Genomic DNA, 11,489 nt, shown 5'->3' on the forward strand with positions numbered 1-11,489 from the left:
CCAATGGCAGAACCGCCCTGCGTCAAGTCGGGGGTGGCGGTAACGTCCCCCAAAAACAAATGCTTATGAGTTCAACTTAGAAAAAGCAGTTTAACCACGGATGGACACGGATAAACACGGATTAAGAGGCCGTTACAAATGCCAAGGTGTTCGCCAAACGAGGGAACTGATCGTCGGGTTTTGAATCCGTGTTCATCGGTGTTTATCCGTGATTCTGTAGGGCAACTGCCGTTTTTAGGATGAATGATGAATCCGCGCAGTGGAAAAACCTCGCTTGCATAGCAAACTGAAAGGAGTAAATTGCCGCCATGAGCAGGACGGAAATTCTCGAAGAACTGCGCCGGATGCCTGAACCGGAGCGACGCGAACTCGTTGAAACCAGCGAAATGGAATTTGGTGATTTCGACGACACGCTCGCGCCGGAGCAAATCGCCGAACTTGACCGTCGTGCAGAAGACGCTTTGAAAAACCCCGGACGCGGCATCCCGTGGGAACAACTGCGGGACGAAACTCTGGCCAAATACAAGAAATGAGTTTTCGGGTCATCCATGATTCCGAAGCCGTGTTTGATTGAGGAGGCGGTGGCTTGGTATGTCGGTGTTGATGGCCAGGACTTTCTCGGGCTGCCCTTGCTCCTCCCGCAGCAAGGTCCAACGGCATAGGCTGACCAACGACTGTTCTGCCTTGTTGAGCTGCTTTAGTTCACCCGTCCAGGCGCCCTCTTTCAACAGCGCGGCGTGGGCCAGCTCAAACGCCGCCAACTCCATGATCACAAGGTCGGTGAACTTGCGGCCCAGCGCCTCCGCGCTGGTCCAACCGTAAAGCCGCTCGGCGCCCCGGTTCCAGTACCGTACCGTGTGGTCGAGCGCGCAGACGTAGATGGCGTCGTTGGTCGCGTCCAGCAGCGCCGCCTGTTTGCGAATCTGTTCCTCCGCCTGCTTGCGCTTGGTGATGTCGCGGAAGTTCCAAACGCGGCCGTAGTAGTGACCGTCCGCGCCGACCATCGGCGCCGAGTAGCGGTCGAACACCCGGCCGTCCTTGAGGATGAGTTCCTCCCGGCTGGTGTCCTGCTGATGCGCGTTGAGGTAGCGGACGCGTTCGAGAAACGCCGGGGGATCGGCCAGCTTGGTCGTCACAAACTGCAACACGGGTTTGTCATCTTTCAGTGCGACCAACTCCGGCGGGACTGCCCACAGTTCGATAAAACGGCGGTTGTACGACACGATCTTGTCGTCCGCATTGACCACGAGGATGCCATCAATCGAGGTTTCCTGTTGGGTGGCCAGCATGGCATTGCTGAATTTCAGATCCTCATCGGCCAGCTTGTGCGCGCGCCGATCAACGGCCTCGCGCAATTCCCGTTCGACGACGGGGCCTAACCGCGCCAGCTTGTCCTTCATGACATAGTTGCTCGCGCCGGCTTTCATGGCGGCGACGGCGTTGTCTTCGCCGAGGGTCCCGGAGACGAGGATGAACGGGATGTCCAGCCCGCGCTCCCGCAACAACTCCAACGCCTGCAAGCCATCGAATAGCGGCAGGCTGTAATCGGCCAGGACGATCTCCCAGCCTTGATTGAGTTCAGCCAGGAAATCCGCCTTGGTCTCGACCCGCTTCCACTCCGGCTCGTAGCCGCCGTGTTTCAGCTCATGCAGGACCAATTCCGCGTCGGCGGGGAGGTCTTCCAGAATCAGGACTTTGAGTTTCGTTGACATCGGTTTATCGCTCCTTTCTCAGAGGATGGGCGGCTGGTTCAGCAGCAGCCAGTAATAGCCCACCTGGCGCACGGACTCGCTGAACTGGTCGAAGTCCATGGGCTTTACAATGTAGCTGTTGACCCCCAGCTTGTAGCTTTCGATCACGTCGCGCTCCTCCCGCGAGGAGGTCATGATCACCACCGGCAACAACCGCATCCGCGCGTCACCGCGGATTTGCCGGAGCACTTCCATACCGTCCACCTTCGGCAACTTTAAATCGAGCAGGACCACTTTGGGCGGGTGGTTGGGACTCCGGCTTGCATACGCGCCCCGGCAGAAGAGGAAGTCGAGTGCCTCCGCGCCGTCGCGGACCACGTGGATGTTGTTGGCGAGGCGATTTTTCTTCAGCGTGTGCAGGGTTAACTCGACGTCGCTGGGGTTGTCTTCCACCAGCAGGATTTCGACTTCGTTTTCGGTTTTCATGGTTTGCGAGGTTCGGGGTTCAGCGTAAAATAAAAGGTCGCGCCGTGATCCACTTCGCCTTCGGCCCAGACGCGCCCGCCGTGGCGGTGGACCATCCGTTGCACGATGGCCAGGCCAATGCCGGTGCCTTCATACTCTTCCGCCCGGTGCAAGCGTTGGAACACGCCAAACAGTTTGTGGACATAGCGCATGTCAAAACCCGCGCCGTTATCGCGCACAAAGAAGACCGCCTCGCCGGCCTGGCAGCGGCATCCGATTTCAATGATCGCCGGATCGCGTTGGCGGGTGAATTTCAGCGCGTTGGAGATCAGGTTGACGAACACCTGTTTGAGCAATCCACGGTCGCCCCGGCAGGTGGGCAGCTCGCCCACTGTGATCGTGACGTGCCGCCCCGCCTGCTCGCCGCGCAGGAGTTCGAGCGCCGCTTGCACCAGCTCCGCCGGCGCAATGGTCTCGGCGGTCATCGCCTGCCGGTTGAGCCGCGATAGCGCCAGCAGATCGTCCACCAGATGGCCCATTTGCAGCGTGTTCGAGCGGATCAAGCCAAGGTAGCGTTGCGCTTCAGCCGGCAGTTGGGGCGCGTATTCATCCACCAGGATGCGCGAAAAACCGTCCACGGCCCGCAAGGGCGCGCGCAAATCATGCGAGACGGAATAACTGAACGCCTCCAGTTCTTTGTTGGCCGTTTGCAGTTCGGCGGTGCGGTCCTGGACGCGTTGCTCCAGTCCGGCATTGAGCCGGTGGACTTCCGCCTCGGCCCGCTTGCGCTCGGAGATGTCACGGATGTTACACTGGATCACCCGGCGGTGGTTCACCACATAGACGTTGCTGACGAATTCGACCTCGATCCGTCGGCCGTCAGCGGTTTCCAACGGTTTATCTTCGTAACGGATATATTCCTTTTGCTGGAGTTCCGCAAAGTTGTCCTGGTTGGCGACGATGTCTTTGAAGAAGCCCAGTTCCCAGATTTTCTTGCCGAGAAATACCTCGTGCGAAAAACCCAACATCTCGATCAAGAATGGATTCACATCCACAATCATCCCGGTCTCGGCATCCAGAATCAAGATGCCGTCGCGCGCCGCCTCGAACAACCGGCGATAGCGGACCTCCGAAGCGCGTAACGCCTCCGCGCTCCGTTTGCGCTCGGAGATGTCGCGGATATTGCACTGGATGACCTTGTGGTGATTTACCAGATAGACGTTGCTGACGAATTCGACCTCGATGCGCCGGCCGTCTTCGGTTTGCAACGGTTTGTCTTCGTAACGGACGTATTCCTTTTGTTGGAGTTCCGCGAAGTTGGCCTGGTTGGCGACGATGTCCTTGAAAAAGCCCAGTTCCCAGATTTTTTTACCCAGGAATTCCGCGTGTGAGAAGCCCAGCAGCTTGATCAAGAACGGATTCACATCCACGACCATCCCGGTGACGGCATCCAGGATCAAAATGCCGTCTTTGGCCGACTCGAAGAGCCGGCGATAGCGGACCTCCGAGGTGCGTAGCGCCTCCGCCGTCCGCTGGCGCTCCGTGACGCCGAGATTATGCCCCTCTTCAGCCGGAGGAATTTCGTTGCTTGTCATGGCATTGAACCATAACGAGTAAACGGGCGGATCGCTATGGGGTGTTTACCCCATGGCAAAGAGTCGTCGAAAGGGAAGTAGGGTTACACCCCATAGCGAAGGGCCAGTCGCCAGCGTACCCTGTTGGTGGCGTTAAAACCAACCGCGCCAATACAAAATAGAAAAGAACAAAATGAAAAAAAACAACCTGCTCGCGCTACTCGTAGCCTCGAGCGTCCTGTTAGTCAACCCGGCGTCCCTGCGCGCCTCCGACACCGATGACCGCATTGAGTCCTCGTTCGGAAAAACCCATGTGTACAAAACGTACCTCAAGCATGATTCGATCAAGGCCGAGTCCAAGGACGGAGTCGTCACCCTGACCGGAACGGTCGCCAAGGATTCCCATAAAACCCTGGCCGAAGACACCGTGGCAGGCTTGCCCGGCGTCACCAGTGTGGAAAATCGTCTGAAGGTCAAAGGCGAATGCCCAGCGGAACACTCGGACGGCTGGCTCGGCCTCAAAGTGGAAACCGCGCTCCTATTCCATCGCAACGTGAGCACCACGAAGACCGATGTGGATGTGAAAGACGGCGTCGCCACCTTGACCGGCGAAGCCACCAGCGAAGCGCAAAAGGAACTGACCGGCGAATATGCCAAGGATGTCGAGGGTATCAAAGAGGTGAAAAACAAGATGACGGTGGTGGCGTCCCCGGCCAAACCGGCTGAGACAATCGGCGAGAAGATTGACGACGCCTCGATCACGGCACAGGTCAAATCCTCATTGGTGGCGCATCATTCCACGAGCGCGATGAAAACCAAGGTCACGACGACGGATGGCGTGGTCACGGTGAGCGGTGTCGCCAAAAATGACGCCGAAAAGAGCTTGGTCACCAAGCTTGTCACGGACATTGACGGCGTGACTAACGTGATTAACAACATGACCATCGCGGTACCGGTGGCCAGCAACTGAACTGGCGGATTGCGGTTGCTGGCGCGCTAGCACCAGCAACCACAATCGCCCAAACCAACAAACCAACAAACTGGAGAAATACCATGAATCCCAAGACCATTATTGCCGTCATCCTGGTGACGCTCGGCATTGTGGTGCTCGCTTATTCGGGCATCACCTTCAAGACTCCGGGGAAACCGATTGAGTTCCTCGGTATGCATGTGGAAACCACCCACAGCCACTTTATCCCGCCGGTCGTCGGCGCCTTGGCGCTCGTTGGCGGGATCGTGTTGCTGGTGGTGAAACCCCGGCAGATCTAGCCCGCCCGGCACCTTAACGGTTGCCACCGCCTTACCTCGGCGGCCAGGTTAAACCATACCCTGGCTCAGTGGTGTACTGCGGTGGAGCGATGAACATGCGGAACCCCATACAAATGGCAGCGCGACAGTTGCGGGATTGGATGGCGCAGCAGGCGCGTCCGCATCCCGTCGCGAGCGACCCGCCATTGCGGGCGGAGTTGTTCAGCCTCGAACAACTGGGACGTCATGCCCAGGCGCTGGCGGCGCAGCATCAGGTCGTCCTGCGGCGCGGCTCCCATACCCTGCTGGCCCGGCTGGACCAAAACGAGCAGATCCTTAAAAACTACAACCGCTCGACCTACGCCGCCGATCAAACCCGGCGCGTCACCCACGCCGCCGAGTGGCTGCTGGATAACTTCTACCTGATCGAAGAGCAGATTCAAATGGCCCGGCGGCATCTCCCCCTGGGCTATAGCCGGGAGCTGTCCCGCCTCCTGACCGGCCCTTCCGCCGGCCTTCCCCGCGTGTATGACTTGGTGCTCGAGTTAATTTCGCACGTGGACGCGCAGATTGACGCCGAATCGTTGCGCGCCTTCGTCGCGGCTTACCAAACGGTGTCCGCCTTGAAAATGGGCGAGCTGTGGGCGGTGCCGATTATGCTGCGGCTGGCGCTGATTGAGAATCTGCGCCGGGTCACCGCCCGCCTGGTGGTCGCCCGGCATGATCGCGACCTCGCGGACTTGTGGGTGAACCGCTTGCAGGACATGGCGGAGAAGCATCCGTCGCACCTCGTCGTCGTGGTGGCGGATATGGCGAAGGCGGAACTGTCCCTGTCCAGCGCATTCGTCGCGGAGTTCTGCCAGCGCTTATCCCGCCAAAACCCGGTGGTCCACCTGGCGCGGAGCTGGCTCGAACAGCGGCTCACGGAGCAAGGGCTGTCCATCGAGGCGCTCGTGCATCAGGAGAGCCAGAACCAGGCGGCCGACCAAGTGTCCATCAGCCACACCATTATCAGCCTGCGCTTCCTCGGCGCCCTGGATTGGCGGGATTTTGTGGAGGAGCTGAGCGTGGTGGAGCAGACGTTGCGCACGGATCCGGCGCGGGTTTATGGCACGATGGATTTTGCCACACGCGATCGCTACCGTCATGCAGTGGAGGCCCTCGCCCGGCATAGCCATATATCCGAGACCGACGTCGCGCGTCGTGCCATCGGATTCGCCGAGGACGCCGCGCGGGAGCACGGGCGCGCGGCGCGCACCGCCCACGTGGGCTACTACCTGATTGACAAAGGGCAGGCACCCTTGGAGCGCGCCATCGTCGTGCGCTGGCCGTGGCGGACTGGCCTTGAACGTGGGGTGCGCCGGTTCCCGATGGTCGTCTATGCCGGCGGCATCAGCCTGCTGACCGCGCTCGGGACGTTCGGGTTGGTGCAGCAGGCCCTGGCTCTGGAGGTCGCGGGCTGGCGGCTCATTTTCTTCATCCCCATCTTCCTGCTGTGCGCCAGCCAACTGGCAGTCGCGCTGCTCAATTGGCTATCCACGCTGCTCGTGCTGCCCCACCTGCTCCCCCGCCTGGATTACTCCGCCGGCATCGCGCCCGAATGCCGCACCATGGTGGCCGTGCCCACCCTGCTGACCAGTGCCAGCGGCATTGCCCAGCTCATTGAAACCATCGAGATTCATTACCTGGCGAACCGGGATTCAAACCTGTTCTTCGCGCTGCTGACGGATTTCCGCGATGCGCCGGCGGAGAGCATGCCGGAAGACGGGGCGCTGCTGCAGCGGGTGCAGGCCGGCATCGAACTGCTGAACCAAAAATACCAATCCGACCGACCCGGCATCTTCTTTCTGTTCCACCGGCCGCGCCGCTGGAACGCGGTGGAAAACCTTTGGATGGGTTATGAACGCAAGCGGGGCAAGCTGACGGAGTTCAATGCGGTGCTGCGTGGCGGAGCGCGAGACTGCTTTTCGGTGATCATTGGTGATCCGGCACTCTTTCCGGGCATTAAATTTGTCATCACGCTGGACACGGATACCCAACTGCCGCGCGAGGCCGCCCGTCAGTTGGTGGGGACGATTGCCCATCCGCTGAACCGGCCCCAGTTCGATGCGGTGCGCGGGATTGTCACCGAGGGCTACAGCATTTTGCAGCCGCGCGTGGGCGTGAGCCTGCCCAGCGCCGGTCGCTCCTGGTTTGTGAAACTGTTTGCGGGCGACGTCGGCATTGACCCCTACACGCGGGCGGTTTCGGACGTCTATCAGGATCTGTTCCAGGAAGGCTCCTTCATCGGGAAAGGAATTTACGATGTGGACGCGTTCCAGCAAGCCTTGCGGGGCCGCTTTCCGGAAAACGCGGTGCTGAGTCACGATTTGATCGAAGCGTGCCATGCCCGCTCGGCGCTCGTCAGCGATGTGGAGTTTTACGAGGAATATCCCGCGCGCTACAACACCGACATCAACCGGCGGCACCGTTGGATTCGCGGCGACTGGCAGATTGCCCAGTGGCTGTTGCCCCGGGTTCCGGGGCCGGATGCCCGGCGCATCGCCAACCCGCTCTCCGGCCTGTCGCAATGGAAGATTTTCGACAACCTGCGGCGCAGCCTGATCCCGGCGGCGCTGATGCTTTTATTGCTCGGCAACTGGATGTTGCTGCCGGAACTGGGCGGCATCGGGCCGCTGCTGGTGCTGGTGATCGTTGGGCTGCCCGGCGTGTTATCGTCGGTCATCGAAGTGTTTCGCAAGCCGGAGGAACTGCCGCTGCGGCTGCATCTGCGGGGCATGGTCGGATCGTGCGGCCGCCAGCTCGGTCAGGCATTGCTCACCTTCGCGTTTTTACCGTACGACGCGTTTATCAGCCTGGATGCCATCGGGCGGACGCTGCTGCGGTTGTTCATCACCCGCAAACGCCTCCTGGAATGGCAAACGGCCGGCGATTCTGAACGCGCGGCCGGCGCGGATCTGAAGGCGTTTTGTGTGACCATGTGGATCGCACCGGCCGTCGCGCTGGCGAGCGGGTGTTTCCTGGCCGTAATGCAGCCCGGCCAGTTGCTGCTGGCGGCGCCCATCCTGGTTCTTTGGCTGAGCGCGCCGTGGATCGCCTGGCGGATCAGCCAGCCGATCACCCCGCTGGTGCCTGTGCTGAAGGCCGAACAATGGGCGTTCCTCGGCCAGACCGCGCGCAAGACCTGGCGTTTTTTTGAAACCTTTGTCTCCGCCCGGGAAAACTGGCTGCCGCCGGACAACTATCAGGAAGAGCCGGGGCCGGTCATTGCCACGCGCACTTCGCCCACGAACATGGGGCTGGCGTTGCTGGCCAACCTGGCGGCCTGCGACTTCGGCTATCTGCCGGTCAGCCAACTGCTGTTGCGCACCCGGAACACCTTCGCCTCCATGCAGCGCCTGGAGCGGTACCGAGGCCATTTCTATAACTGGTATGAGACGCGCCAACTCAAGCCGCTGCTCCCGCTCTACATCTCCAGTGTGGACAGCGGCAATCTCGCGGGGCATCTGCTGACCCTCGGCGCCGGCTTGGGAGAACTCCCTGGCCAGCCCATTCTCCCGTCCCGGCTTTTTCCCGGCCTGCGCGACACCGTGTCCATTCTGCGCGAACTGGATGGCAAAAATCCCGCGCTGAAAAGTCTGGACGCCGAGTTGGCGGACGCGCCGGCCACGCTCAGCGCCGGGTTTGCGTTGCTGCGCCGGGTGTCGGACCAGGCTACCCGGATGGCCGCCGCCCTGAGCCCCGAAGCGGGAGACGAATTGCAATGGTGGGCCCAGGCCCTGGCGCGGGATTGCCGGGAGCATTTGGAGGATTTGACCTTCCTGGCGCCGTGGCTGGCTTCGCATTGCGGAATGCGGAATGCGGAATGCGGAACTAACAGGCAACACCTCACGCCGCCGCCTGGCAGTCTCGAGGAAAAGCTCGCCGGGCTCAACCAGCACCCCACGTTGCGCGAGGTGGCGGAGTTGGACCGCACATTGAGTCCCTTGATCGAAGCGGCGCTGCAAGAGAGCGCCGGGGGCGTTTCCCCCTCTCCCGATGAGGCGAGCGCCCGGCTCGCGGAATGGTTGCGCTGTTTGCGCGAAGGCGGCGACCATGCCCGCCAGCGCCTGCTCGCGTTAACGGCCTTGGTCAAGCAATGCGGTGAGTTGGCGGCGATGGATTTCACCTTTTTGTTCGATCCGGTGCGGGATTTGTTTGCCATCGGATACAACGTCACCGAACGCCGACTCGACCCGGGTTTTTATGATCTGTTGGCTTCCGAGGCGCGGCTGTGCAGTTACGTCGCCATCGCCCAGGGACAGGTGGCGCAAAAGCACTGGTTCTCGCTGGGCCGGCTGTTGGTCGCGGCACGGGGCGAGCCGGTGCTGGTCTCCTGGGGCGGGTCGCTGTTTGAATACCTGATGCCGCTGCTGGTCATGCCCAACTACGAAAACACGTTGCTCGATCAATCGTATCAGGGGGCCGTGGCGCAACAAATCGCGTATGGTCGGCTGCACGGTGTGCCGTGGGGTGTTTCCGAATCCGGCTACAATCGGACAGACGTGGAACTGAACTATCAATATCGCGCTTTTGGAGTGCCGGGACTGGGTTTGAAGCGCGGCTTGGGGGAGGATCTGGTCATCGCGCCGTATGCTTCCCTGATGGCGCTGATGGTTGCGCCCCGGGAAGCGTGCGAAAACCTGGAACGCCTGGCCGCCGAGGGGCGCGCGGGCGCGTATGGTTTTTACGAGGCGGTGGATTACACCCCGGCGCGTCTGCCGCCCGGCCAGACCAGTGTCACCATCTGATCGTTCATGGCGCATCACCAGGGGATGGGGCTGCTGGCGCTGGCGGATGTGTTGCTCAATCATCCCCTGCAACGATGTTTCCTGGCGTGTCCATTTTTCAAAGCGGCCGAATTATTATTGCAGGAACGCGTGCCGCATACCGCTGCCCAGGTGCTTTCCGAAGCGGTGGGCTTGGGGGGATCGCGGAAGCTGGCTGGCGAAGGCGAAAGCAGCATGCGCATCTTTACCAATCCCGTCTTGCACGCACCCGAGGTGCATCTGCTGTCCAACGGCCGGTATCATGCGGTGGTCAGCAACGCGGGGGGCGGCTACAGCCGCTGGCGCGACCTGGCGGTGACCCGCTGGCACGAGGATGCCACGCGCGATTGCTGGGGGACGTTCATCTATTTGCGCGACGTGGATACGGGGGAATTTTGGTCGGCGGCGTATCAGCCCACCTTGCGCGCCATGAAGGGCAGCGAAGCGATCTTCACCCAGGCGCGTGCCGAATTCCGTCATCACCATGCCGGCCTGGAAATCCACACTGAAATCAGCGTTTCGCCGGAGGACGATGTGGAATTGCGGCGCGTGACGATTACGAATCACTCCCACGCAAAACGGAGCATCGAGCTGACCAGTTACGCCGAGGTGGTCCTGGCGCTCCCGGCGGCGGACGCGGCCCATCCCGCCTTCAGCAATTTGTTCGTGCAAACGGAATTCGTGCGGCCACATGCCGCCCTGCTGTGTACCCGCCGCCCCCGCTCGGAAGGCGAGCGGCCGCCGTGGCTCCTCAACTTGATGGTGGGGCAAGGCGGTGAACAGGGAACCCTTTCGTGGGAAACGGACCGCGCCCGCTTTATCGGCCGCGGCCGGACTCTGGTCCGTCCGGCGGCCATGCTGGAGGCGGCACCGCTTTCCAACACTGCCGGCTCCGTTCTGGATCCCATTGTCGCGTTGCGCCGCACAGTCACGCTGGCACCCCATGAAACGGCCCGCGTGGATTTCGTCCTGGGCGTGGCGGAAACCCGGGAAGCGGCGCTGGTACTGGTCGAAAAATATCACAACCCCCGCATGGCTGATCGCGCCTTGGACCTTGCCTGGACGCACAGCCAGGTCACCTTGCGGCACCTCAATGCCTCGGAGGCCGAGGCCCAGCTTTATGCGCGATTGGCCGGCACGTTGATCTATGCCAACCCCGCCCGGCGCGCCACGCCCGGCGTGTTGCTCGGCAACCGGCGCGGCCAAAGCGGACTGTGGAGTTATGGCATCTCCGGCGACGCGCCGATTGTCCTGCTGCGGATCAGCGACCCGGCCAAAATCGAGATCGTGCAACAGCTCATCCAGGCGCACTCCTACTGGCGCATGAAAGGCCTGGCGGTGGAACTGGTTATTTTGAACGAAGACGTTTCGGTGTATCGCCAGCCCTTGCACGACCAGATCATCAGCCTGATCGCCTCGGGGATTGAAGCGCAGATGATGGACAAGCCGGGCGGGATCTTTGTCCGGCGCCTGGAGCAGGTTTCCAGTGCGGACCGCATCCTCCTGCAATCGGTGGCGCGGCTGATTTTGGTGGACGAACAGGGCACGTTGGCCGAACAATTGGAACGCCCCGGCAGCGCCGAACTGCTGATCCCGGAGTTGACGCCCACCCGGTCCACGTTCCGTGATTCCCATCAATTTGCGCCGCTGCCGCCGCGGGCGTTGCTTTTCCATAACGGCCTGGGGGGCTTCACGCCCGATGG

General features: G+C 61.3%; 8 protein-coding genes. 5 read left to right on the forward strand and 3 right to left on the reverse strand.

What is annotated here, in order from left to right; all coding sequences use genetic code 11:
• Nucleotides 1-308: 308 nt before the first annotated feature.
• Nucleotides 309-533, forward strand: coding sequence for a hypothetical protein (locus WCO56_06145; protein ID MEI7729130.1), 225 nt, complete (start codon nucleotides 309-311; stop codon nucleotides 531-533).
• A gap of 9 nt (nucleotides 534-542) precedes the next feature.
• Here WCO56_06145 and WCO56_06150 read toward each other — a convergent pair whose 3' ends face one another.
• The 3 genes from WCO56_06150 to WCO56_06160 are packed head-to-tail and all read right to left on the reverse strand — an operon-like array spanning nucleotide 543 to nucleotide 3,751.
• The gene (locus WCO56_06150; protein ID MEI7729131.1) at nucleotides 543-1,712 is read right to left on the reverse strand and encodes a PAS domain S-box protein; all 1,170 of its coding nucleotides are present in this window, start codon (nucleotides 1,710-1,712) and stop codon (nucleotides 543-545) included.
• A gap of 18 nt (nucleotides 1,713-1,730) precedes the next feature.
• Nucleotides 1,731-2,177 (reverse strand): response regulator, encoded by a 447-nt coding sequence (locus WCO56_06155; GenBank protein MEI7729132.1) that lies wholly within the window; start codon nucleotides 2,175-2,177, stop codon nucleotides 1,731-1,733.
• Nucleotides 2,174-3,751 carry a PAS domain S-box protein gene (locus WCO56_06160; GenBank protein MEI7729133.1) on the reverse strand — a complete coding sequence of 526 codons (1,578 nt, stop codon included), beginning with the start codon at nucleotides 3,749-3,751 and terminating at the stop codon, nucleotides 2,174-2,176. Before WCO56_06160 ends, WCO56_06155 begins: the two co-directional genes overlap by 4 nt.
• 172 nt (nucleotides 3,752-3,923) lie before the next feature.
• On the opposite strand from WCO56_06160, the gene WCO56_06165 reads away from it, so the two are divergent.
• From WCO56_06165 to WCO56_06180, 4 genes are all read left to right on the forward strand, one after another.
• A complete protein-coding gene (locus WCO56_06165; protein ID MEI7729134.1) occupies nucleotides 3,924-4,700 on the forward strand; it encodes a BON domain-containing protein in 777 nt (258 codons plus the stop codon).
• Between the two features lie 83 nt (nucleotides 4,701-4,783).
• Complete coding sequence (locus WCO56_06170) at nucleotides 4,784-4,999, forward strand: DUF3185 domain-containing protein (GenBank protein MEI7729135.1); 216 nt, start codon at nucleotides 4,784-4,786, stop codon at nucleotides 4,997-4,999.
• Between the two features lie 113 nt (nucleotides 5,000-5,112).
• Nucleotides 5,113-9,768 (forward strand): glucoamylase family protein, encoded by a 4,656-nt coding sequence (locus tag WCO56_06175; GenBank protein ID MEI7729136.1) that lies wholly within the window; start codon nucleotides 5,113-5,115, stop codon nucleotides 9,766-9,768.
• Nucleotides 9,769-9,774: 6 nt separating this feature from the next.
• On the forward strand, nucleotides 9,775-11,489 hold a 1,715-nt coding region (locus WCO56_06180; GenBank protein MEI7729137.1), incomplete at its 3' end, for a cyclic beta 1-2 glucan synthetase.

This window comes from Verrucomicrobiota bacterium (genome assembly GCA_037139415.1).
GTDB lineage: Bacteria > Verrucomicrobiota > Verrucomicrobiia > Limisphaerales > Fontisphaeraceae > JBAXGN01.

Bases quoted from the DNA above. Each gene is read 5' to 3' on its own strand.
- WCO56_06145 (MEI7729130.1), top strand. From the start codon at position 309: ATGAGCAGGACGGAAATTCTCGAAGAACTGCGCCGGATGCCTGAACCG.
- WCO56_06150 (MEI7729131.1), bottom strand. From the start codon at position 1,712: ATGTCAACGAAACTCAAAGTCCTGATTCTGGAAGACCTCCCCGCCGAC.
- WCO56_06155 (MEI7729132.1), bottom strand. From the start codon at position 2,177: ATGAAAACCGAAAACGAAGTCGAAATCCTGCTGGTGGAAGACAACCCC.
- WCO56_06160 (MEI7729133.1), bottom strand. From the start codon at position 3,751: ATGACAAGCAACGAAATTCCTCCGGCTGAAGAGGGGCATAATCTCGGC.
- WCO56_06165 (MEI7729134.1), top strand. From the start codon at position 3,924: ATGAAAAAAAACAACCTGCTCGCGCTACTCGTAGCCTCGAGCGTCCTG.
- WCO56_06170 (MEI7729135.1), top strand. From the start codon at position 4,784: ATGAATCCCAAGACCATTATTGCCGTCATCCTGGTGACGCTCGGCATT.
- WCO56_06175 (MEI7729136.1), top strand. From the start codon at position 5,113: ATGGCAGCGCGACAGTTGCGGGATTGGATGGCGCAGCAGGCGCGTCCG.